General features: G+C 62.3%; 17 protein-coding genes. 4 read left to right on the top strand and 13 right to left on the bottom strand.

Annotation, left to right across the window (positions count from 1 at the left end):
* Nucleotides 1-24 precede the first annotated feature (24 nt).
* Complete coding sequence (locus tag AKL28_RS03885) at nt 25-2,376, top strand: Tex family protein (RefSeq protein WP_050466734.1); 2,352 nt, start codon at nt 25-27, stop codon at nt 2,374-2,376.
* A gap of 99 nt (nt 2,377-2,475) precedes the next feature.
* On the opposite strand, the gene AKL28_RS03880 is transcribed toward AKL28_RS03885, so the two are convergent.
* The 9 genes from AKL28_RS03880 to pilM form a co-directional block, all read right to left on the bottom strand.
* On the bottom strand, nt 2,476-3,195 hold the full coding sequence (locus tag AKL28_RS03880) for a DUF5610 domain-containing protein (RefSeq protein ID WP_050466733.1): 720 nt from the start codon (nt 3,193-3,195) through the stop codon (nt 2,476-2,478).
* 263 nt (nt 3,196-3,458) lie between these two features.
* Nucleotides 3,459-4,613, bottom strand: coding sequence for an ABC transporter substrate-binding protein (locus AKL28_RS03875; RefSeq protein ID WP_050466732.1), 1,155 nt, complete (start codon nt 4,611-4,613; stop codon nt 3,459-3,461).
* 146 nt (nt 4,614-4,759) lie between these two features.
* Nucleotides 4,760-5,917 carry a deoxyguanosinetriphosphate triphosphohydrolase gene (locus AKL28_RS03870; RefSeq protein WP_050466731.1) on the bottom strand — a complete coding sequence of 386 codons (1,158 nt, stop codon included), beginning with the start codon at nt 5,915-5,917 and terminating at the stop codon, nt 4,760-4,762.
* A 1-nt stretch (nt 5,918) separates the two neighbouring features.
* Nucleotides 5,919-7,703 (bottom strand): bifunctional shikimate kinase/3-dehydroquinate synthase AroKB, encoded by a 1,785-nt coding sequence (aroKB, locus tag AKL28_RS03865; RefSeq protein ID WP_050466730.1) that lies wholly within the window; start codon nt 7,701-7,703, stop codon nt 5,919-5,921.
* Between the two features lie 213 nt (nt 7,704-7,916).
* Nucleotides 7,917-10,004: a type IV pilus secretin PilQ gene (locus AKL28_RS03860; protein WP_231602329.1), complete on the bottom strand. Its 2,088-nt coding sequence runs from the start codon at nt 10,002-10,004 to the stop codon at nt 7,917-7,919.
* Nucleotides 10,001-10,615 (bottom strand): pilus assembly protein PilP, encoded by a 615-nt coding sequence (locus AKL28_RS24325; protein ID WP_156226222.1) that lies wholly within the window; start codon nt 10,613-10,615, stop codon nt 10,001-10,003. The genes AKL28_RS03860 and AKL28_RS24325 overlap by 4 nt, the downstream gene beginning before the upstream one ends.
* Nucleotides 10,612-11,214: a type 4a pilus biogenesis protein PilO gene (gene pilO / locus AKL28_RS03850; protein WP_050466728.1), complete on the bottom strand. Its 603-nt coding sequence runs from the start codon at nt 11,212-11,214 to the stop codon at nt 10,612-10,614. Before pilO ends, AKL28_RS24325 begins: the two co-directional genes overlap by 4 nt.
* Nucleotides 11,211-11,807, bottom strand: a complete 597-nt coding sequence (locus AKL28_RS03845) for a hypothetical protein (RefSeq protein WP_061286658.1) — start codon at nt 11,805-11,807, stop codon at nt 11,211-11,213. The genes pilO and AKL28_RS03845 overlap by 4 nt, the downstream gene beginning before the upstream one ends.
* Nucleotides 11,804-12,667: a type IV pilus biogenesis protein PilM gene (pilM, locus tag AKL28_RS03840; protein WP_050466726.1), complete on the bottom strand. Its 864-nt coding sequence runs from the start codon at nt 12,665-12,667 to the stop codon at nt 11,804-11,806. Before pilM ends, AKL28_RS03845 begins: the two co-directional genes overlap by 4 nt.
* Nucleotides 12,668-13,217: 550 nt before the next feature.
* On the opposite strand from pilM, the gene AKL28_RS03835 reads away from it, so the two are divergent.
* The gene (locus AKL28_RS03835; protein ID WP_082221349.1) at nt 13,218-15,533 is read left to right on the top strand and encodes a penicillin-binding protein 1A; all 2,316 of its coding nucleotides are present in this window, start codon (nt 13,218-13,220) and stop codon (nt 15,531-15,533) included.
* 87 nt (nt 15,534-15,620) lie between these two features.
* Here the strand turns inward: AKL28_RS03835 and AKL28_RS03830 are convergent, their stop codons facing one another.
* The 4 genes from AKL28_RS03830 to AKL28_RS03815 all read right to left on the bottom strand — a co-directional run bounded on the left by AKL28_RS03830 (nt 15,621) and on the right by AKL28_RS03815 (nt 20,000).
* A complete protein-coding gene (locus AKL28_RS03830) occupies nt 15,621-16,799 on the bottom strand; it encodes a serine hydrolase domain-containing protein (protein WP_231602328.1) in 1,179 nt (392 codons plus the stop codon).
* A gap of 22 nt (nt 16,800-16,821) precedes the next feature.
* Nucleotides 16,822-17,571 carry a 7-cyano-7-deazaguanine synthase QueC gene (gene queC, locus AKL28_RS03825; RefSeq protein ID WP_050466723.1) on the bottom strand — a complete coding sequence of 250 codons (750 nt, stop codon included), beginning with the start codon at nt 17,569-17,571 and terminating at the stop codon, nt 16,822-16,824.
* 289 nt (nt 17,572-17,860) lie between these two features.
* A complete protein-coding gene (locus tag AKL28_RS03820) occupies nt 17,861-18,643 on the bottom strand; it encodes a DUF3108 domain-containing protein (RefSeq protein ID WP_050466802.1) in 783 nt (260 codons plus the stop codon).
* 229 nt (nt 18,644-18,872) lie between these two features.
* Nucleotides 18,873-20,000, bottom strand: coding sequence for a DUF3108 domain-containing protein (locus AKL28_RS03815; protein WP_050466722.1), 1,128 nt, complete (start codon nt 19,998-20,000; stop codon nt 18,873-18,875).
* A gap of 168 nt (nt 20,001-20,168) precedes the next feature.
* Between AKL28_RS03815 and AKL28_RS03810 the strand changes: the two genes are divergently transcribed.
* Nucleotides 20,169-21,461 (top strand): branched-chain amino acid ABC transporter substrate-binding protein, encoded by a 1,293-nt coding sequence (locus AKL28_RS03810; RefSeq protein ID WP_414735683.1) that lies wholly within the window; start codon nt 20,169-20,171, stop codon nt 21,459-21,461.
* Nucleotides 21,462-21,513: 52 nt separating this feature from the next.
* The gene (locus tag AKL28_RS03805; RefSeq protein ID WP_050466720.1) at nt 21,514-22,395 is read left to right on the top strand and encodes a PhaM family polyhydroxyalkanoate granule multifunctional regulatory protein; all 882 of its coding nucleotides are present in this window, start codon (nt 21,514-21,516) and stop codon (nt 22,393-22,395) included.
* The last annotated feature ends 87 nt before the right edge of the window (nt 22,396-22,482 follow it).

Raw genomic sequence — 22,482 nt, 5'->3', positions numbered from 1 at the left:
CTTTACTGTTGACTGGGTTTCACAATGCTGCCTTCTATCGAACAACGACTCGCCCTTGAACTCGTCGCCAAGCCGGTTCAGGTCGCTGCCGCCGTCGCCTTGCTGGACGAAGGTGCGACCGTCCCCTTCATCGCCCGCTACCGCAAGGAAGTGACCGGCGGCCTGGACGACACCCAGCTGCGTCTTCTGGAAGAGCGCCTGCGCTACCTGCGCGAGCTGGAAGCCCGCCGCGCCGCGATCATCGCCTCGATCGAAGAGCAGGGCAAGATGACGCCCGTGCTGCTGGACGCCATCGTCCACGCGGAAGACAAGACCCGCCTGGAAGACCTCTACCTGCCCTACAAGCCCAAGCGCCGCACCAAGGCGCAGATTGCGGCCGAAGCAGGCCTGACCGAGCTGGCCGATGCGCTCTTGAACGACCCGACGCTTAATCCCGAAGAGGAAGCCGCCAAGTACCTCAAGCCGGCCTTCACCACCGACAACGGCGACAACCCCGGCGTGGCCGACACCAAGGCGGCGCTGGACGGCGCGCGCCAGATACTGATGGAGCGTTTCTCGGAAGATGCCGAGCTGCTGCAAAACCTGCGCGAATACCTGACCGAACACGGCGTGGTCGAGTCCAAAGTGGTGGAAGGCAAGCAGGACGCCGGCGAGAAGTTCGCCGACTACTTCGATTACTCGGAAACCATCGGCACCATTCCATCGCACCGCGCGCTGGCGCTGTTCCGCGGCCGCCGCGAAGAGATGCTCAACGTGGTGCTGCGCCTGGACAGTGAAGAAGAAAAGCCGAAGTGGGATGCCCCGCACAACCCGTGCGAAGGCCGCATTGCCTCGCGCTTCGGCGTCTCCAACAAGGGCCGCGCCGCGGACAAGTGGCTCTCCGATACGGTGCGCTGGGCCTGGCGCGTGAAGGTGTTCATGCACCTGGAAACCGAACTGATGACCAAGCTGCGCGAGGAAGCCGAAGCGGAGGCCATCAACGTCTTCGCCCGCAACCTGAAGGCACTGCTGCTGGCCGCACCCGCCGGTCCACGCGCCACCATGGGCCTGGATCCGGGCTTGCGCACCGGCGTCAAGGTCGCCATCGTGGATGCCACCGGCAAGGTGGTGGCTACCGATACCATTTATCCGCACCAGCCGCGCAACGACTGGAATGGTTCGCTGCACTCGCTGTCGCAGCTGGCCGAGAAGCACAATGTGTCGCTGATCTCGATCGGCAACGGCACCGCTTCGCGCGAGACCGACAAGCTGGCGCAAGACCTGATCAAGCTGCGCCCGGAACTGAAGCTGACCAAGATCGTGGTGTCGGAAGCGGGCGCCTCGGTGTACTCGGCCTCCGAATTCGCTTCCAAGGAACTGCCGGACCTGGATGTGTCGATCCGTGGCGCGGTATCGATTGCCCGCCGCCTGCAGGATCCGTTGGCCGAGCTGGTCAAGATCGATCCCAAGTCGATCGGTGTGGGTCAATACCAGCACGATGTGAGCCAGACGCAGTTGGCGCGCTCGCTGGACGCAGTGGTGGAAGACTGCGTGAACGCCGTCGGCGTGGATGTGAATACCGCCTCGGCGCCGCTCTTGGCGCGCGTGTCTGGCCTGAACGCCAGCGTGGCGCAGAGCATCGTTTCCTACCGCGACATGAAGGGCATGTTCGTCTCGCGCGCCGGACTGCGCGATGTGCCGCGTTTGGGCGACAAGACTTTCGAACAAGCGGCGGGCTTCCTGCGCGTGATGAACGGCGAGAACCCGCTGGACGCCTCTGCGGTACACCCGGAATCGTATCCGCTGGTGGAAAAGATCCTGGCCGATATCAAGAAGGACGTGAAGAGCGTGGTCGGCCAGACTGCGCTGTTGAAGGGCTTGTCGCCGGCCAAATACGCCGATGAGAAATTCGGTGTGCCGACCGTTACCGACATCCTCAAGGAACTTGACAAGCCGGGCCGCGATCCGCGTCCGGAGTTCACCACCGCTACCTTCAAGGAGGGGGTGGAAGAGATCAAGGACCTGCGCCCGGACATGATCCTGGAAGGCGTGGTGACCAACGTCGCGGCTTTTGGCGCCTTCGTCGACATCGGCGTGCACCAGGATGGCCTGGTGCATATCTCGGCGTTGTCGAATACCTTCGTCAAGGATCCGCACACCGTGGTCAAGGCCGGCCAGGTGGTCAAGGTCAAGGTGCTGGAAGTGGATGAGAAGCGCAAGCGCATCGCGCTGACCATGCGCCTGAACGATACTGCGCCGGCGCCGGGTGCGCGCAATGAGCAGCGTGGCGACCGCAACGATTCGCGCCGCCTGTCTCAGCACCAGAACCAGCGCTCGCGCGAGCAGGCGCCGGCCGGCAATGCGATGGCGGCGGCGTTTGCCAAGCTGAAGGGATGAGTCGTTCCGTTGCTTGATGCCGCATCGCGTCTATAAAAAAGAAAACAGGCTGTTCCCGCAAAGGAACAGCCTGTTTTTTATTGCCTTGCCGATGAACGATCAGGCGGTGGTGCTGATGCGCGTCTGGCTCACCGAGATCGACACGCTCACAGTCGTCTGGCTGGCGACCACGGTGCCACCGCTGCCGTCGCTATTGCCGGCGCCGGTATTGTCGCCATCCTGCTTGCCGCCCTTGACCTTGGCAATGAAGTCGGCCAGCGACTTTTGCACCAGGTCATAGGTCTTGTCGATGTTGCTGGCGATGTCGCCGTTGAGCACGCTCAGGCTGTCGAGAATGCCGCGCGCTTCCTTGAAGCCCTGGTCGACGCCTTTGAAGATCATGGCCATGTAGTCGTCGACATTGGTGGCGTCGTCCTTGTTCGGGTTGCGCTGCTTGTACAGTTCGAACATGTTGGTGATGAACGAGACGATACGGCCCGCCGTGCCCTCGGGAGAGTTGTCCTGCGACATGGCGTTCTGGATGGCGTTGTCGCCCATCTGGGGGCGCAGCACGTCGTTGATGTTTTCGATGGCGCTTTTGTAGACCAGCGCCAGCGGATCGTTCTGCGAGTTGATCGACACTTCCAGCGAAGCCTGCAGGATGGAAACGTTGAGCTGGGCCTTGGAGCCGGATTCGGTCAGCAGGTTGGCCTTTTGCGCTTCGGCGATCTTGTCGTTGGACGACGCGGTGGCTGGCGGGTTGGCCGAATCGGCGGAAGAAGTGGTAGTGGGCAACAAGGACTTGGTGTCGACGCTGCTGGTGGTGGTGCTGATGGACATAACGGTCTCCTGTGCTAGGACCGCACTCAGAAAAAAGGAGGAGGGATGGCAGTCCTTTTTCAACTTACGGCATGCAAACCTTAATCTGAAGGTCAGAAGAGCAACTTATGATGCAAGAATTTAGTTATTTAATCGAGACAATACGTATCGTTTTGTCTGAAGTTGCCGGATTTTAATAATTTTCCGGCCTTGCTTGCAAGACCCGTATTGTTGCTCAGCGGTCAACAGCATTGCTTCCACGTGACCGCATTCCTCGCTGTCGGCTAATGGATGAACGCGCCGGTCCTGGTGATGGTAGTGAGGTCGACATACGTGGAACCGTGGTGGTTCGAATCGGAAAAATTGATTCGGTACCCGGGGTTTTTATAGTTGTGTTCATTGATGCTTTCCAGGGCGGCAATCAGTTTCTCTCGCGTCGGAGCGCGCCCCGCTCGCTTGATGCCTTCGGTCAGCACTTTGGCGGCAATGAACCCTTCCAGCCCGAGATAGCTGAATGTGTCGACGTGGAGCTTGCGCATCGCCTGCTGGTATTCACGGACGATGGGAGATTGCGCTTTCCATGGAAAAGGCATGACCTGCGAGACGATCAGCCCGGGCACGATTTCCTGTGGGCTGTTGAGCAGCGAACTGTACACCAGCGAACTGGAATAAAAATAACCGTGGTAGCCCTTGGCGCGCATGGCCTTGATCAAGGCGGTATTGAATGCCTGGGAAATGCTCATGATCAGGACAATGTCCGGCCGCGATTGGATGAGATTGCCGGCGATGTCCTTCATGTCTTGCCCGGCGCCCTCCTCGGCGGCGACGAGTTCGATGTCGCCAGGGCTGGCGCGAATCATTGCCTGTATGGCAGTTTTGCGTGTTGCGCCGTCTTCTTCGGTAAACATGGCAACGCGCTTTAATCCCATTCCCGGGAAGCGTGAAAACAGATACATGTATTCGTCGGTATAGCTGGCGCGGATCGTGAATACGTGGCGATTGAATGCCTTGTAGACGATGCTGTTGCCGGTAACCGGCGCGAAAAATGGGGCGCCGCTTTCATTGACGACGGATTGCACGACGCTGCTGGTTTTCCAGCCGACATAACCGAACAGCGCCAGCGCCTTGTCGGCTTGCAGCAGTTGTTGCGTGTTCTGGATCGCCAGCAGGGGATTGTTCCCGTCATCCATCGTGATCAGCCTTATCCGGCGTCCGTGGATGCCCCCGTTGTTGTTGACCTGCGCGAAGTAGGCATGGGCCCCAGCGAGGAACGGGCGTGTGACGTGCGCGTGCTGGCCGCTCAGGTCGGCGGATTGTCCGATGACGATGTCGTCGCCGTTGGCGGAAGTGCCAGGTTGCAGGTTGCTGCCTGCGGCCTTGCCTGTCATGCCGGCGAGTACCGCGACTCCGATCAGAAGTAGCGCAAGCGTTCGCATCATGATCTCCTTATCGGCGCGTCACAGGAAATTCCTGATGTTATCAACGCCGGACAGGAGCACAACGGCCATTAGCCGCAGCGACGGGAATAGCGATTAAATCTCGTATTTATTTAGAACGCATCTCACGCCTATTGATGAAATGAGTGCTAGGTCTCTTCCATCAGGAACAGGCGCCGGTGTTCGCGTATCGCGTAGCGGTCGGTCATGCCGGCGATGTAATCGGCAACCTGGCGCGCCTGCTTGTGCAGGCGCTGCGCGTCGTCGGCGATGTCCTTGACCTGGTAGGCCGGCGGCAGCAGGTTGGGCTGGCCGATGAAGGCGTGGAACATCTCGTTGATGATGCGGCGCGCCTTGGCAGTCATGCGGTTGACCTGGTAGTGCCGGTAGAGCTTCTCGCGCAGGAATTTCTTCAAGATGGCGGCCTCGGCTGCCATGGCGTCGGAAAATGCAATCAGGCGTGGCGCGCTGCGCACGTCGTCGATGTCGCGCGGCGCCGCATCGGCGATGCGCGCCTGCGAGGTGTCGATCAGGTCGACGATGAGGGCGTTGATCATGCGGCGCACCGTTTCGTGGATCACGCGGCGGCCGGTGATGCCGGGGTAGGCCTGTTCGACTTCGCGCAGGTGGCGCGCGAAGAAATCCACCTCGCACATCTGCGCCATGCCCAGCAGGTTGGAGCGCAGGCCATCGTCGATGTCGTGGTTGTTGTAGGCGATCTCGTCGGCCAGGTTGGCCAGTTGCGCCTCCAGCGAAGGCTGCTTCCTGTCGATGAAGCGCTGGCCGATGTCGCTCAGCTGCTTTGCGTTGTGCAGCGAGCAGTGCTTGAGGATGCCCTCGCGCGTCTCGAAGGTCAGGTTCAGGCCGTCGAAGGCGGCGTAGTGCTGCTCCAGCTCATCCACCACGCGCAGGCTTTGCAGGTTGTGCTCGAAACCGCCGTGCTCCTTCATGCAGTCGTTGAGCTCATCCTGGCCGGCGTGGCCGAAGGGCGTGTGGCCGAGGTCGTGGGCCAGCGAGATGGCTTCCACCAGGTCTTCGTTGAGCTGGAGGTTGCGTGCGCACGAGCGCGCGATCTGCGCGACTTCGATGCTGTGGGTCAGGCGCGTGCGGAACAGGTCGCCCTCGTGGTTGACGAAGACCTGGGTCTTGTATTCGAGGCGGCGGAAGGCGGTGGAGTGGACGATGCGGTCGCGGTCGCGCTGGAATTCGCTGCGCGAACCGGGGGGAGTTTCATCGAAGCGCCGGCCCCTTGAATTCGCCGAATTGGCTGCGTAAGGGGCAAGGTGGGGTGGCGCTTCGAAACTCATGTCACTCTCCGGTGCAGGCCGCCAGGGTTTGCATCAGCAATTCCTGCGGCGCATTGGTAATCAGCGGGCTTCCCAGCGGCTTGATCAGGATGAACTTGATCTGCCCGCCTTCGTTTTTCTTGTCGACTTCCATCAGTTCCAGCCAGCGCTGCTCGCCCAGGTCAGGCGCCGTTGTCGGCAGGCCGGCGGCAGCGGTCACGGCGCGGATGCGTTCGCGTGTGGCGGCGTCGATGTAGCCCAGGCGGTGCGACAGGTCGGCCGCCATCACCATGCCGCAGCCGACTGCTTCGCCGTGCAGCCATTGGCCGTAGCCCAGGCCGTTCTCGATGGCGTGGCCGAAGGTGTGGCCGAAGTTGAGGATGGCGCGCAGGCCGCCTTCGCGTTCGTCCTGGCGCACCACATCGGCCTTGATCTCGCAGGAGCGCTGGATGGCGTAGGCCAGCGCAGCGTCGTCCTTGGCGACCAGCCTGGCCATGTTGGCCTCGATCCAGTCGAAGAAGGGGGCGTCGGTGATGGCGCCGTGCTTGATTACCTCGGCAATGCCGGCGGCGAGTTCGCGCGGCGGCAGCGTGTGCAGCGTGGCGGTGTCGGCGATCACCGCTTGCGGCTGGTAGAACGCGCCGATCATGTTCTTGCCCAGCGGATGGTTGATGCCTGTCTTGCCGCCCACCGACGAGTCCACCTGCGACAGCAGCGTGGTCGGCACCTGGACGAACGGCACGCCGCGCATGTAGGAGGCCGCGGCGAAGCCGGTCAGGTCGCCGATCACGCCGCCGCCCAGGGCGATCAACGTGGTCTTGCGGTCGCATTTCTCGGCCAGCAGCACGTCGAAGATCTTCATCAGGCTGGCCCAGTTCTTTTCGCCCTCGCCGTCTGGCAGCACGATCTCGGTGACCTGCTTGCCGGCTGCGCGCAGGGCGGCGCTGACTTTTTCCAGATACAGCGGGCCGACCTTGTCGTTGGTGACCACGGCGGCGCGCTTGCCCTTGACGAACTGTTGCAGCAGGGACGGATCGTCCAGCAGGCCGCGGCCGATGATGATGGGATAGCTGCGTTCGCCCAAGTCGACTTCGAGGGCGATCGGTGCGGCGGCGGTATTGGCTGGGTTCATGCTGCGTGTGTTCTGGTGGTAGCCGGCGCTGGTGACGCTGGCAAAAGTGGTGATCGAGGAGGAGGCGGAAAAGACAACGCCGCTCTCACTTGAGACCAGTGTCGCGCTTTCGCGTTCGATGGTCACAGTATCGCTGGCAAAGACATCGGCCTCGGCCTGCTTGGGCGAAAGCTCCAGGTGGCTCATGATGGTCTGCACCAGGAACTGCACATTGGGGCGGTTGGTTTCGACGATGAAATCCGCCACTTCACGGTACAGCGGTTCGCGCTGGCGGGACAGCTCTTCCAGTTTGCGGCGCGGATCGGCGGTCTGCAGCAGCGGTCGGTTCTTGTCGCGGCCGGTGCGCTGGAGGATCTGGTTGATGCTGGCGCGCAGGTAGACCACGGTGCCATGGCGCTTGAGGTTCTCGCGGTTCTCGGCGCTCAGGACGGCGCCGCCGCCGGTGGCCAGCACGATATCGGATTGCGCGGAGAGGTCGCGAATGACTTCGGCTTCGCGGCGGCGGAAGCTCTCTTCGCCCTCGATCTCGAAGATGACCGGGATCGATGCACCGGTGCGCGCTTCGATTTCGTGGTCCGAATCGACGAAGCGCTTGTTCAGCTTCTTGGCCAGGGCGCGGCCTATGGTTGTCTTGCCGGAACCCATGAGGCCGACAAGAAAGATGCTTCCACTCATATCAAAAATTCTGCGCTGCAGGCAAAGGTTCGTGATGCCGCCCGGCCCGGACGATGCGGGAGGCTGCCGGAGGCCAGCACCGGCGCGGCTTTGCGGGCGAATTCGGGCTGAAACCCGGACCCAAACAGCGATTTTACCGTCCTTGCCGCCTTGCCGGGGAAAAAATGCCGCCGATGCGGCGGGCCGGCCCCGGAGGAGATCGTCAACAAGTTCTCAGTATGCGGCGCGCTGCGCCGCCACCACGCGCGGCGTCAGGAAGATCAGCAGCTCGGTCTTGTCCTGCACCCGTGCGCTGTGCTTGAACAGGTGGCCCAATACCGGGATGTCGCCCAGCAGCGGCACCTTGGCTTCGCGCTGGTGTTCGGTCTGGGTGTAAATGCCGCCGATCACCACGGTGCCGCCATCTTCGACCTCCACCTGGGTCTTCACATGCTTGGTGTTGATCGCCAGGCCGCCGGGCGTGGCGGTACCGCGGCTGTCCTTGTTGACATCCACGCTGAGGATGACATTGCCATCGGGCGTGATCTGCGGCGTCACTTCCAGCTTCAGGTTGGCTTTCTTGAACGCGGTGGCAGTTGCGCCGCTGCTGGTGGATTGCTGGTAGGGAATTTCCTCGCCCTGTTCGATCAGCGCGGTTTGCTGGTCGGCGGTGATCACGCGCGGGCTGGAAACGATCTTGCCGCGCCCTTCGGATTCCAGTGCCGATAGCTCGATGCTGAGGAAGCGGTGCGCGGCCGCGTTGAACAGCGTGAACGCAAAGCTGCCCGGCAAGGAGCCGCCCATGGGCTGGGCCGGGAGATTGATGGCGGAGTCCTTGAGGAAGGTGCCGGGCGAGGGTGGCGTCTGCCCGCTCAGCTCGCCCACGCTGCCGTAGGAATTGCCGATGGCAGCGCCGCTGGTCTTGGCCGACAGGCCCAGTTTCACGCCGAGGTTGCGTCCGAAGCTGTCGTCGGCCTCGACGATGCGCGCCTCGATCAGCACCTGGCGCGCAGCCACGTCGATGCGTTCGAGCAGTTTGCGGATGTTGGCCAGTACGGCGATGGTATCGGTGACGAACAACTGGTTGGTGCGGGCATCGACCACCGCGCTGCCGCGCCGCGAGAGCAGCGCATTGCGGCGTTCGGCTAGCACCGCGCCATCTTCGCCGATGCCGAACGCGCGGCGGAAGGTGTCGGCGCGCTGGTAGTTGAGCTGGAAGACCTCGGCATGCAGGGGTTCGAGGTCGGCAATCATGGCTTTTTGTTCCAGCTCCTGTTTCTCGCGCGCCAGCATTTCTTCGCGCGGCGCGATCCAGACGATGTTGCCGTTGCGCCGCATGCCCAGGCCTCGCGCCTGCATGATGATGTCCAGCGCCTGGTCCCAGGGGACGTCCTTGAGGCGCAGGCTGAGCTGGCCGCCGACGGCATCGCTGGCGATGATGTTGAGCCCGGTGAAGTCGGCCAGCACTTGCAGCGCCGAGCGCACGTCGATGTTCTGGAAATTCATCGACAGTTTGTCGCCCTGGTAATTGCGCTCGGTTGCCGGCCGTTGCGGATGCGGCGCTGCCGGCAGCACGTCGATCAACAGGCGGCGTCCGCTCTGGTAGGCGTTGTAGCGCCATAGACCATGCGGCTCGATGATCAGCCGCGTGCCGCCTTCATGGCGCATGGCGGTGTAACGCGCCACCGGCGTGGCGAAGTCGCCGACATCGAGGCGCCGCTGCAGCGGAGCGGGCAACTGTACGCCGGGAATGTCGGCGACGATTTGCTGGCCCGACTGGCGGACATTGACCGTGGTTTGCGCCGATGGCAGTTCCAGTGCGATTTGCCCTTCACCGGCCGGCCCGCGGCGAAAGTCGATGCCGGCCAGCAAGGGTTGCGCGTCTTCATGCCGTTCAGGATTTTTCTGCCGTTCGCGCAGCACGATGCGCAGCCGACGTCCATCGTAGTGCAGTTGGTGTGCCGTGCTTTGTTTGAGTTCCAGCAGCAGGCGCAGGCGTTGGTCGTCGGCGGCAAGGATGGCCTTGTGCATGACGCCTGCGCCACGCATGCTCCGGCTGACATCGCCGGCGGTGGTGCGGGGGAAATCAAGTACCAGGCGCGGCGGATTGATGGTCGAGAATTCGCCAACCTGAAGAGGCGTGAGTGGATGCGCGAAATCCAGTTCGACGATGGCCGCATCGTCTTCCTGCTTCACGCTGATCGATTCAAGCCGGTTTTCTTCCGCGTTGGAGATGTCCGCCGCAGTCAATGGAAAAGGCCGGAGCATGCAGCCCAGCAGGATGAGAAAACAGCAGGCCATCGGCATCATGCGTCCGCTCATGGGCGCACCAACTGGCGTTGTCTTGGTTGGCGCACTTTGTTCGCCAACGGCTGTGTATCGGATGCTGATTCTTGTGGATCACCGCGCCCTACCGCCAATACCTGCGTCGCGCCCCGGCTGGTGACTTTCACCGACTGTTCATCGACGTGTACTATGCGTCCCAACTCCGCAGGGAGCTCGTCACCGACGCGCACGCGCAAACTGCGGCCGTCTATCTGCAGCACGGCATAGGCGGAGGTTTCCTGCACCAGTGTGCCAAGTACCCGGATATGCGGCTCGGATTTCTCGGCTGGCCTGGCTTGATTCAGCCCGGTACCGTTACCGGTTTCTTCCTCGATATGTGCAGTTGCCTGCCGATGTGCGGCTCGCCGTTGCACCATGCCGAATGGATCGGCAGGCACATCCGTCGGGATGATGGCCTCGGTGTCGGTTTGTTCCGGCTGAGAGGGTGCCGGCGCCTGCACGCGGGAGATGGCGTCGTGCCTGGCTTGGGCAATCCAGGCGCGGACGGCCTCGGTTTGATCTGCAGCGCCGCAGCCGGCCAGTAGCCCGGTTGCGAATAAATACACCGGCAAGCAAGCCGGGAGGAGGGAAACGAATGTTGGCGTCATTTTTTGGTATGGGCGTCCGGATCGCGCAGCGCGGCGGCAAGGACGGCTTTCATCAGCAAGGTCTGGCTGCCTTCGCGGGCAGTATGGACGGCGAGTTCCATCGATTCGAACTGCACCGGAAGCGGGGGACGGGTAACCAGTTCCACGAACTGCAACAGGCCTGCGTACTCGCCACTCATGTTGATCTCGGCGTGGGCGGTGGGCTGGCCGACGGGATGGGCTGGCGTCAGCGGCTTGAACGATTCCATCTCCAGGCCGCATTCTTCTGCGCGGCGTGCCAGCTTGAGTTGCAATAGGCCGGCGCCGGAATGGCTGTCTTCCGGCCATAGCTGGTCTTGCACGGTCAGTAATTGCATGCCGAGGAGGTTCTCCTGTGAGCGCAGCACAGGGAGTTCCGATACTTTTGACAACGCGGTAGCCAGGCGCGATTGCAAGCTGTGGCGAAGATTTTCCGCAGCCTGGCGCAATGCGCTGCGCTCTTGCACATACAGGAAAAGCCCGGTGGCGGAGTAGGCCAGCGCCACGGCCAGCAGCAGGATGGTGCGTGCCGCCAGAGGCCAATGCGCAGGGTGCGCCAGCAGTGCGGACTGGCGTTTCATCGTTGCCTGCTGGCATCGGCCGGTTCATCGCCGCGCAATTGCGGCAATGACAAGGGCAGCGACAAGGTGAAGTCATAGCGCCCGTTGCCGGCATTCTTGTCCATGATCCGCATATCCTGGATGGAGACAGGTTCCATACCGGCATGGCGCAGGGCATTGGCGTATGCATGGATATCGCGTACGTCTCCTGCGTGGCCACGCAGTTCGCCTGCGCGCGGCTGCAGGGCGATTCGGTACAGCCTGATTTCCGGTATTGCGGCGACGGAGGCGGCGCGCAATAGTGATGCGGCTTGCGTGCGCAGGGCGGCCTGGCGGTTGAGTGCCGCCAGACGGGATTGGATGTCCGCAATGCGGGCCTTGCTTGACGCAAGTTGATCCAGTTGCGGCTGCAGTGTTTGCAGTTCGTTGTTCAGCAAGCGATTGGCCATGCCGATGCTGTCCGTTTGGGCATCGATACGGACAGCCAATGCCAGTACCGGCAAGACGCCTAGCAAGGCCGAAAACGCCAGCCAACGGTAGAACGAAAGTTCGCGTTCCCGGAGACGCTGGGACGGGGACAAAGCGAAGTTAGGGGCGGCCTGGCAATTGTTCACATGAGCCCTTCCGCGGCGAGCGCAACGGCGCAATGGAATGCCGGAAGATTGCGCGGCGCGATGGCCGCAGCCACGTGATTCGCCATCAGGATGTGAGGCGGAAATGTAGCAACCGCAGCGGGGATGCCGGCGTATTTCTGCAGCGCTGCCTCAACCAGGGGCAGGTCGACCACATCGCCGCTCAGCAGCAGCCGTTGCGGAGCCGGATGCATCATCGGCGCCAGCTCTCCCAGCAGGTCGGTAATGGACGAACTACCGGGCCGCCATGAGAGCGGTTGCCAGCTTTGCGCGCGCGGCGACAGCCAGGCCGAAGCCGTACCCAGGTGCAAGACGGCTGCGCAATCACTGCCGCGAAGGAAGGCTGCCAGGCTCCAGCCGTCGGGCACGACCGTGCGTGCTTCCAATCCCAGCGATTCGGCCAGGGCCAGCCTGTCTTCCACCAGCATGGCCGGCGCCGTGGCTGCCAGTACCTGCACATCGGCGGGAGAACGCGGAGCCGGGCCGAACACACGATAATCGAGCGCCAATTCATCCAGCGGTTGCCGCTGGTGGGTTGCCACTTCGGCCCGAACCTGCGCCAGCCGTTCCAGTTCGTTCGACGTGGCGGGCAACGTCAGTTGCGTCAATGTGACCGCTGCCGCCGGGATGGCCATGGCAACCGGGCCGGCATGAATCGTGTGTTGCCGCAGCAACTGGCGGCAGCCACGCACCAGCAGTTCGAAGTCGCCGATCTGGCCATCGTTGCAGATGGTCTGGCCAAAGGCATAGTCGGCCAGCAGTTCCAGCTGCAGCCTGTCGCGCTGCCGGCGCAGCACGGCCAGCCTGATGCGGTCGGCGCCAATGTCCAATCCGGCGCACATGCCCCGTGTGCCGATTCGCCATCTTTTCAATGCCAGTGAAAATGCCACGCGGAAATACCCTGTTCGGATGCGTTTCGAATAAGCCGGTGATTGTTCGGCAGGCCGCATCGGGCCGGCAATAGATGAAACTTGAAGAATGCAAAGCAAATGAACCGGCGCTGGAGGGAACCGCAGCGGCTGATCGGGTCAAACGAGTTTGGTCTATTTGCAACACTCGGTTATCCGCGGGTGTTGGATAGTTGTCTGGCGATTGCGCCAAATTGATGCAAATTGGAGGCAGATCGGAGCCGATCCTTCTCCGTGGCAGCATTTGGGCGCCGGTTGCCGCTGTCGATTGGCGGTTGGCCGGGGCCGGCTGCTTGGGCCGTAGGGGCGACCCGCTATAATGCGTCCTTGTCTCTTTAATCCGGCTACGGCCCGATTTGACTCGCCTATCTCGCATTTATCTAGTTTATTTCGCATGTCTTTACCTCCAAACGCTGGCGAAAAACCGAACCCGACTCCGGCTGACAAGCCGCAGGCAGGCAAGGAAAAAGCGCCGCGCAAGCGCCTGCACTGGTCTATCCGTCTCGTTCTCGGCTTCTTCGGCATCATCTTCGGTGTGGTGGTGATGGCCCTGCTGGGCGTGACCTTCATCGTTGCGCTGACCTATCCCAAGTTGCCCGATCTCGACACGTTGACGGATTACCGTCCGAAGATCCCGCTGCGCATTTTCTCGGCCGATGGCGTGCTGATCGGCGAGTTTGGCGAGGAGCGCCGCAACCTGGTGCATTTCAAGGACATTCCCGACATCATGAAGAAGGCCGTGCTGGCCATCGAGGATGACCGCTTCTACGAGCACGGCGGGGTCGACTACCAGGGCATCGCACGCGCCACCTTCTCCAACCTCTCGGGCGGCGGCGGCGGCGCTTCCACCATCACCCAGCAGGTGGCCCGCAATTTCTTCCTGACCAGCAACGAGCCGACCTTCCTGCAGAAGGCCACGCGCAAATTCTTCTATGAGATCCCGCTGGCCTGGAAGATCGAGAACAACCTGACCAAGGACCAGATCCTCGAGGTCTACATGAACCAGATTTATCTGGGGCAGCGCGCCTACGGTTTCGCTTCGGCCGCCCAGATTTATTTCGGCAAGCAACTGAAGGACATCACCATTGCCGAAGCGGCGATGCTGGCCGGCCTGCCCAAGGCGCCGTCGGCCTACAACCCGGTGGTCAATCCCAAGCGCGCCCATGCGCGCCAGCAGTACATCCTGCTGCGCATGCGCCAGCTGGGCTACATCACCGAGCCGCAATATCTGGAGGCGCGGGATGAGGAACTGCGCGTCAAGGGCGACAGTTCCGCCTTCGGCATGCACGCTGAATATGTGGCTGAAATGGCGCGCCAACTGGTCTATGCCCAGTACAAGGACGAGACCTATACGCGCGGCCTGAACGTGTTCACCACGATTACCAAGGCCGACCAGGACGCCGCCTACATCGCCCTGCGCCGCGGCATCATCGACTACGAGCGCCGCCACGGCTACCGCGGTCCGGAAGGCTACATGGAGTTGCCCGAAGGCGCCTCCAAGGAAGCCGTGGAAGATGCCATCGAAGTGGAGCTGGCCGACCATCCCGACAGCGACGACATGGTCTCGGCCGTGGTGCTGGACGCCAAGCCCAAGGAGATCACCGCGGTGCTGGCCACCGGCGAGGAAATCACCATTTCGGGTTCCGGCCTGGGCTTCGGCGCCAACCTGCTGTCGGACAAGGCGCCGCCGCAAAAGAAGATCCGCCGTGGCGCCATCATCCGCGTATTCCAGGACGGCAAGAACTGGATCATCACGCAGATGCCGGAAGTCGAATCGGCCTTCGTCTCGGTCAATCCGCAGGATGGCGCGATCCGTTCGCTGGTCGGCGGCTTCGATTTCAACCGCAACAAGTTCAACCACGTGACGCAGGCATGGCGCCAGCCGGGCTCGTCGTTCAAGCCGTTCATCTATTCCTCATCGCTGGAAAAGGGCTTGTCGCCGGCCACCATCATCAACGATGCTCCGCTGACCTTCACCCAGACCGGTGGCCAGGTCTGGCAGCCGAAGAACTACGGCGGCAAGTTCGAAGGACCGATCTCGATGCGCCGTGCGCTGCAGAAGTCGATCAACTTGGTCTCGATCCGCATTCTGGAGCGCGTCGGCGTGAAGTATGCGCAGGAATACATCACCCGCTTCGGTTTCGACGCCGAGAAGAACCCGCCGTACCTGACCCTGGCGCTGGGCGCCGGCAACGTCACGCCGCTGCAGATGGTGGGGGCGTATTCGGTGTTCGCCAACGGCGGCTACAAGATCAATCCCTACCTGATCACCAAGGTGGCCGACAACAACGGCAACGTGCTGTCGCAGGGTAAGCCGGCCACGGCCGACGACGAGTCCAACCGCGTGATCGATGCGCGCAATGCCTTCATCATGGACAGCATGCTGCGCGACGTGGTGCGCCACGGCACCGCGGTCAAGGCCTTGTCGCTGAAGCGTACCGACCTGGCCGGCAAGACCGGCACCACCAACGACTCGATGGACGCCTGGTTCGCCGGCTACCAGCCCAACCTGGCGGCCATTGCGTGGATCGGCTACGACCAGCCCAAGAGTCTGGGCGACCGCGAAACCGGCGGCGGCCTGGCGTTGCCGGTGTGGATCAACTACATGTCCAAGGTATTGAAGGACGTACCCAACGTGGACCGCAAGGTGCCGGACGGCATCATCGAGTCCGGCGGCGAGTACTACTATGCGGAGTATCCGCCTTCGGCCATGGTGCGCGATCTGGGGATGGGCGACCGTCCACCGCTGTCGCCGGAAGAGGAAAAGGCCAAGACGCAGATGAAGAACGAATTGTTCTGATATCAGGCGCCGTTGCCGCAAGACTGAAAAAAAGCCGTCCGCTTTCTGAAGCGGACGGCTTTTTTCATGCGTGCAGGAAAATCCGGTTCAGTCCTTGCCCGAAACGAAATGGGCCACCTTGCGCATGGCCAGCAAGGTCAGCACTTCATCCTGCTCCACGCCATGGTCGCTCAGTTTGACGATCACGGTGCGGGTTGCCGAGTTGATGTAGACGTACTGGCCGAACACCCCGATGGCGGAAAAATCGCGGTCGGCCTCGTTGCCGGGAGGGATCCACCAGCCGTCGCGGTAGTCGAGGGCGTTGCCGCGGTTGACCGGCTGGCGCGGTTCGTCGGTCCAGGCGGCGCTGACGACTTGCTTGCCGCCGGCACGTCCTTGATTCAGGTAGAGCAGGCCCAGTTTGGCAAAGTCGCGGGCGGTGGTGTTGATGCAGCAGAAGGCTTTTTCGACACCGTGGGCCTGGCTGTCGGTGCTCCAGGTGGCGTCCTGTTCCATGCCCAGCGGTTCCCACAGCGTCTGCTGTGCGTAGCTTGACAGGCTCTGGCCGGTGGTGCGCACCAGCACACGCGACAGCACCAGCGTATCCACGCTGCGGTATTCGAAGCGTGAGCCCGGCGCGAAACGCAGGCCGCTGAGCCCGGCGAGGAATTTGCCGAGATCGGTGCTGAGGTACATGCGCACTACCGGCGAGGTGAGCGAGCCGCCGTAGCGTTCGTCGACATCGATGCCGGAGCGCATGTCGAGCAGTTGGCCGACCGTGATGTTGCCGTAGGCCGGTGCGACCTCTTCGCCGCTGAGATAGTTGCCGATCGGTTCTTGCAGCGATGCCAGCTTGCCTTCGGCCAGCGCGGCGCCGGTCAGTGTGGCGACGAAGGATTTGGCGACCGAGAACGAGGTGAAGCGCGAGGCGGCATCGTAGCCATCGGTGTAGTGCTCGAATACGACTTTGCCATCCTGCACGACGAGGAAAGCATGGGTGTGAGTAGCCTTGAGGAAAGCGGCGACATCCAGCGTGCCGCCGTCTTTCCACGGCAGCGCAAGGTCGAGCGGGTGCAGTGTGGTCGGCAGCGGAGCCGGATGGCTGGAGCGCCGGATCGGGTTGGCGTCGTACAGCTTGTAGGTCTGGCTGCGCGGCGTCAGGTCCAGTTGCAGGTTCACCAGCACCGGCAGGCTGGGCAGGTTGGCGGCACGGCGTGCGATCTCGGCGCCGCCCAACAGCAGCAAGGCGACGGCAGCGCAGGCCAGCAGCCTGGATTTCCTGGTCATCGGCATACGTTTGCTTGCCGGATCAGGCCGCTTGTTGGCGGGCGAGGTATTGATGATAGCCGCGCGCGCGCAGCTCGCAAGCCGGGCATTTTCCGCAGCCGTGGCCCCAGTCATGCAGTGCGCCGCGTTCGCCCAGGTAGCAGGTGTGCGTTTCGCTGCGCACCAGCTCGACCAGCGCATCGCCGCCTAGTGTGCGGGCCAGGTCCCAGGTTTCGGCCTTGTCGATCCACATCAGCGGGGTTTCCACTTTCAGTTGCGTGGCCATGCCCAGGTTGAGCGCGACTTGCAGCGCCTTCATGGTGTCGTCGCGGCAGTCGGGATAGCCCGAGAAATCGGTTTCGCACATGCCGCCTACCAGCACGTTCAGGCCGCGGCGATAGGCCAGGGTGGCCGCCATCGTCATGAACAGCAGGTTGCGTCCGGGGACGAAGGTGTTGGGCAGGCCATTGTCCTGCATGGTGATCTCGACGTCGCGCGTCAAGGCGGTATCCGAAATCGAGCCGATCAGCGACAGGTCGATCATGTGGTCTTCGCCCAGGCGTGCCTGCCACTCGGGCGAGAAGCCCTTCATCTTTTCCAGCAGTGCCGGGCGCACGCTCAGCTCGATGGCGTGGCGCTGGCCGTAGTCGAAGCCGATGGTTTCCACGCGCTGGTAGCGCGAGAGCGCCCAGGCCAGGCAAGTGGTGGAATCCTGGCCGCCGGAAAACAGCACCAGCGCGCGTTGGGTCTTGACGGTCGGCGCGATCGGGGAGTCGGAAGAAGTGAGGGACATGTTGCCTGCCTGATTGTGTGACGTTGAACTGATTCTAACGGCGCGGGGCCTGGTTCGACTGTGTGTCGATTCAGGCCCCGCGTCTGGATTGCTGCAGCGCCGGCGCGGTGGCCGGCAGGTGCATTTGGTGTCCTGCTTTATTAATTCGTTGCGAAAGATTGCCTAAATACACGCCATGCGTCGTTGCAAATCCTCGCGATAGTCCTACTATCGCTGCGGTTTGCGCCTAGCCTGACGTGCATTTAGACAATCTTTCTGATGCAACGAATTAATAAAGCAGGACACCAGCTTAGTTGGTTTTCTTGACCGAATCCAGTACCTGCTCGATATAGTCGCCATCCGGATCGGTGAATTTCAGGCGCACCGGATACCACTCCATCGAGGGCGCCAGCCAGATGTCGAGCTTCTGGCCCTGGTCGTCGGGCGGCGGGGCGCGCAGGATGTGGACAGCGGTGGTTTCGCCCTGGGCGGTCTTGATCTTTTCGCGGCCGACTACAGTGAAGGTCCATTGTTCGGCGTCGCGTGGGCCGGCCACGAAGAACTTCCATTCCGAGTTTGGCGTCATCTTCGCCGGGTTGGCGCGGGCGACCGACACCAGTTGCCAGGTGATGCCGGTGCGGTCCTGTTCGCCGCCTTGCAGCGGGAAAGTATCGGCCGATTGCGTGAAGGTGATCTTGTTCTGCTCGCGATTGAAGGTGGTGGTCGACGGATCGCGGCGCAGGCGTTTCTCGACGAAGCGATCCGGCGCCAGGCCGTAGGCATCCACTGCGCCTTCGCTGCTGGTTTCCAGGATCTTGCCCAGCAGCATCGCGCGCGTTTCGGTCGTGACGCTGTAGGAGGTCTTGCGATTGGTCCATTTCACCAGGCCCTGGCCTTTGATATCCAGGCCGCTTTGCTTGGCCTGGATCGAATAAGTCAGCTCGGCCGAGGGCGGCAGGCTGAAGGCGCGCTTTTCGGCCGGATGCGGGCCGTCGGCTGCGTGCGCCAGCGGCACGGCGAGCAGGGCCGCCAGGGCGGTTGCGATAGTTGCGACGAGGGGGGCGCCGAAGCGGGAAGTGCGGATGTTGGTCATGGCGAGCTCTTCGTGTTGGTCTCTGTTGAAAGTATGGGCATTGCCGGACGACTTGGCGATGCCAGTACAGGTTGAGGCGGATGTGCCGCTTTCAAGCGGTACTGTGTTCTGGCCCTTCTGGACAGACACGTACCCCGGGGCGCGGTTCTGCCGCATTGGCGGAGAATTGTTCTCAATTGTTTCCGATTTTGACAGGGCTTGCTGCTTGTTGCATTCAAAAGCCGGGGTATCACTGCTTCAGCTTCTCCAGCAACATGTCCAGATAATCGCCATTCTGGCGCGGATCGGTATAGCGCAGGCGCACCGGATACCAGCCGTGCAACGGCGCCAGCCAGATATCGATGCGCTGGTCGTAGGAGCCCGGCTTGGGCATGCGCACCACGTGCCAGGCGCGCAGTTCGCCGATGGGGAGCTTGACATCTTCTTCGCCCAGCACCTGGATGCGCCAGATTTCGCCGTCGCGCGCGCCGGCCACGAACAGGTCGATCACTGCGCCGGGCTGGTACTTGCCGGCATCGCCACGGCCGATTGCCGCCAACTGCCAGACCAGGCTGGCGCGGTCCTGTTCGCCGCCGTTGCGCGGGTAGTTTTCGGTCGACGCCGAGAAACTGATCACATTGCGCTCGCGGTTGAAGTGCGTGTTGGTGGCCGATTTGCGCATGCGCTTTTCGGTGTACAGCTCGGGGGACACGCCGAAGGCGTCGATCTCGCCATTGCTGGAAAAATTGAGGAAGGTGAAGAGGAAGTCCTCGGCCTTGCCGTCCAGCCGGTAGGTCTTGCCGTCGGTTTTCCAGTCCAGCGTGCCGGAGCCGTGCACGGGCATCTGGTTGTAGGTGGCCTGTACGTCGTATTCCAGGCGCGCGGTAGGGGGCGGATCGGTGTCGTAGTGGGTGCCGGCGGCAGGCGGTGCCGCCTCCGCTTGCGTTTGGGCGTTTCCATCCTTGCGGTCTTTGCCGGAAGCGCCTGCGTCTTCTGTGCCGGCACCGTCGGTTGAACCGGATTGGGGGGCGGCAGTTTCCGGCGCCGGTTGCGTGCTGACGGCGACTACCGTTTCGCGGATGGGCTCGTCGGGCGGATCGGTCGATTCCGGTGCGGGAAGCGCTTTGCGTGGGGCAGTGGCCCTTCTTTTGGGTGCGGCTTTGGCGGCGGGCGGTTTGGCTACCGGCAGCGATACGGGCTGTTGCGGCGGCGGCACCGGCCGCAGCACGACCGAAATGGCTTGCTGGTCGTCCCGCGCGGCAGGAGCGATCAGGTGGCGCTTGCCCCAGTCCACCAGCAACAGGTGCAGTACAAGGGAGAGCGCGACCAACGCCAGCGCGCGTGGCCAGCGCTTGGGATGGCGGGAAACTTCTGTCATGGTCTCAAGTGTATCGGATCGTGCAGGCCTCGTCGTCGTGGCGCGGCAATTCTGGCAGCAATTTCAAACAACGTACAATGCGGCTTTTTCATGGGGGAGGGCTGGGCGCCATGCAGGTGCGATGCCCGTGCGCCTGCCACTTTCTACGAGATACCAATGAGGAAAATCGTGCGACTGAAGCTCCATCCATTGCTCTGTACCGCTGCTGCCGTCGTTGCGCTTGTCTTGCACGCGGCTGCGCAGGCCGCCGCGCCCGCTGCCCCTATCCGCATCGGCATGATCGATGGCTTGTCGGGTCCCTTCGCCAATGCCGGTGAGGCGGTGGTGCGCAACATCAGTTATGCCATCGACCGCATCAACGCACGCGGCGGGGTCACCCTGCCGGACGGCAAGCATCCACTGCAGTTGTCCACTTTCGATAACAAGCTGGGTGTGGAAGACTCCCTGGTGCAGTTGCGCCAGCTGACCGACCAGCGCATTCCCTTTCTGATCGAAGGCAACAGTTCGGCCGCGGCGGCCGCGCTGATCGATGCGGTCAACAAGCATAACCAGCGCGAACCGGACAACCGCGTGCTGTTCCTGAATTACTCGGCGGTCGACCCCGCACTCACCAATGAGAAATGCAGCTTCTGGCATTTCCGTTTCGATGCCAGCGCGGACATGCGCATGCAGGCGCTGACCGAGGCAATCAAGGCCGATGCCAAGACCAAGCGCGTCTATATCATCGGGCAGGACTATAGTTTTGGCCGTCAGGTGGCCAAGGCCGCGCGCGAGCAATTGACGGCCAAGCGTCCCGACATCGCCATCGTCGGCGACGAGCTGCATCCGATCGGCAAGATCAAGGATTTCGCCCCTTATATCGCCAAGATGAAGAGTGCAGGCGCCGACGCGGTGATCACCGGTAACTGGGGCAACGACCTGACGCTGCTGGTGAAGGCCGCCAGGGATGCCGGCTTCAAGGCCAAGTTTTATACCTTTTATGCCAATAGCCTGGGCGCGCCTGCGGCGATCGGCGACGCCGGCGTGGGCACGGTGCGCGCAGTGGCCGAATGGCATCCGAATGCCGGCACCGGCGCGGCCGATTCGCCCAGCGACATCTTTTATCAGGAGTTCCGCAAGCGCTATCCGCAGGCCAAGGATGACTACATGTACCTGCGCATGCAGGTCATGATCGAGATGCTGGCCAAGGCCATTGAAAAAGCCAAAAGCACCGATCCCAAGTCGGTTGCATATGCGCTGGAAGGCGCGCATTATCAAAGCGCGTTCCACGATGCCACCATGCGCGCGGCTGACCATCAATTGATCCAGCCTTTGTACCTGATGCTGATGCAGCGCGCCGACAGCGGCGGGATCCGCTTCGACAACGAAGGCAGCGGCTACGGTTTCCGCACCGAACGCTTCATTCCGGCCGAGCAGACCGTGCTGCCCACTTCGTGCAAGATGCAGCGCCCGCCGCGCTGATGGCGCGACCGTTCGCGTTTTCATGCGGTTTCCATACCCACAGGAGTATTCAATGCTGAATCAGGAAAAGATGCCGGGAGCAGGCTCGGTGGCCGATACGATCGAATTCATGAAACAGATATGGGGCAACATGGGAGCGCCATCGATGGTGACGCCCTCGTTGTCGGTCGACGATATCAACAAGAAGATTTCCGACCTGAAGACCGTGGCTTCCTGGCTGGAGCTCAACCTCAACATGCTCAAGGGCACCATCCAGGCGATGGAAGTGCAAAGCGCGACCTTGTCGACGCTGCAGGCGATGAGCGCCATCATGGCCTCGCGCGCGGCCGAACCGGAGCCGGCGCCGGCTGACGAGAGCGAGGGCGTGCCGCCATTCCCGTTCGGTTTTCCGATGTGGCCGGGCAGTATCCCTGCCAAAGCGGCCGAGGAGGAGGCGCAGCAGGAGCCCGCGCCGGTTGAGGTGCAAGGCGCCCAGCAACCTGAGCACAGCGAGCCGGAGCCGGTGGTAGAGCCGGACGGGGCGCCCGATTTCCAGTCGGCCATCGCCAATCCCAGTGCCTGGTGGAACGTGCTGCAGGAGCAGTTCAAGCATGCCGTGGGGAATGCCATGGCCGGCGGGCTTGCTGAGCAGGAACCTTTGCTCAAACCGGTAAAACCCGCCGATGCCAGGAAAATGGCCAAATCCGGAAAAACGGCCAAACGTAGCGAAAATAAGACAACCCGGCCGGCCGCCAAGCCTGCTCCCAAAGCCAGGCCCAAGCCCGCTGCCAAGAGGGCTGCGCCAATGAAGAAGGCCGAAAAGCCCGGAGCGGGCAAGCCGGTAGCCAAGAAAGTAGCAAAAAGCCCGGTAAATACGAGCACGTCGGCGAAGGCGGGTGTTGTACAATCCCGGCAAAACAAGAAGCCAGCCTCTCGCAAGCCAACCTCCCCCTGATTCCATCCGCGTCAGAACCCGGTACGCCAAGCCGTGTTCGTGAAGCTTGTCATATTCCTGAAACCTGACGGTTTTAGTATGGGATAG

Origin of the sequence: Herbaspirillum chlorophenolicum (genome assembly GCF_001189955.1) — a bacterium.
Classification (GTDB): Bacteria; Pseudomonadota; Gammaproteobacteria; order Burkholderiales; family Burkholderiaceae_D; genus Herbaspirillum; species Herbaspirillum chlorophenolicum.
This window is presented reverse-complemented; position numbering and strand designations above follow the sequence as displayed.

What these genes read in the sequence shown, in the direction of transcription:
- AKL28_RS03830 (WP_231602328.1), bottom strand. Translation starts at nt 16,799, where the DNA reads ATGACCAGGAAATCCAGGCTGCTGGCCTGCGCTGCCGTCGCCTTGCTG.
- AKL28_RS03870 (WP_050466731.1), bottom strand. Translation starts at nt 5,917, where the DNA reads ATGAGTTTCGAAGCGCCACCCCACCTTGCCCCTTACGCAGCCAATTCG.
- pilM (WP_050466726.1), bottom strand. Translation starts at nt 12,667, where the DNA reads ATGTGCGCCGGATTGGACATTGGCGCCGACCGCATCAGGCTGGCCGTG.
- AKL28_RS03875 (WP_050466732.1), bottom strand. Translation starts at nt 4,613, where the DNA reads ATGATGCGAACGCTTGCGCTACTTCTGATCGGAGTCGCGGTACTCGCC.
- AKL28_RS24325 (WP_156226222.1), bottom strand. Translation starts at nt 10,615, where the DNA reads ATGACGCCAACATTCGTTTCCCTCCTCCCGGCTTGCTTGCCGGTGTAT.
- AKL28_RS03805 (WP_050466720.1), top strand. Translation starts at nt 21,514, where the DNA reads ATGCTGAATCAGGAAAAGATGCCGGGAGCAGGCTCGGTGGCCGATACG.
- pilO (WP_050466728.1), bottom strand. Translation starts at nt 11,214, where the DNA reads ATGAAACGCCAGTCCGCACTGCTGGCGCACCCTGCGCATTGGCCTCTG.
- AKL28_RS03885 (WP_050466734.1), top strand. Translation starts at nt 25, where the DNA reads ATGCTGCCTTCTATCGAACAACGACTCGCCCTTGAACTCGTCGCCAAG.
- queC (WP_050466723.1), bottom strand. Translation starts at nt 17,571, where the DNA reads ATGTCCCTCACTTCTTCCGACTCCCCGATCGCGCCGACCGTCAAGACC.
- AKL28_RS03820 (WP_050466802.1), bottom strand. Translation starts at nt 18,643, where the DNA reads ATGACCAACATCCGCACTTCCCGCTTCGGCGCCCCCCTCGTCGCAACT.
- AKL28_RS03860 (WP_231602329.1), bottom strand. Translation starts at nt 10,004, where the DNA reads ATGAGCGGACGCATGATGCCGATGGCCTGCTGTTTTCTCATCCTGCTG.
- AKL28_RS03815 (WP_050466722.1), bottom strand. Translation starts at nt 20,000, where the DNA reads ATGACAGAAGTTTCCCGCCATCCCAAGCGCTGGCCACGCGCGCTGGCG.
- aroKB (WP_050466730.1), bottom strand. Translation starts at nt 7,703, where the DNA reads ATGAGTGGAAGCATCTTTCTTGTCGGCCTCATGGGTTCCGGCAAGACA.
- AKL28_RS03880 (WP_050466733.1), bottom strand. Translation starts at nt 3,195, where the DNA reads ATGTCCATCAGCACCACCACCAGCAGCGTCGACACCAAGTCCTTGTTG.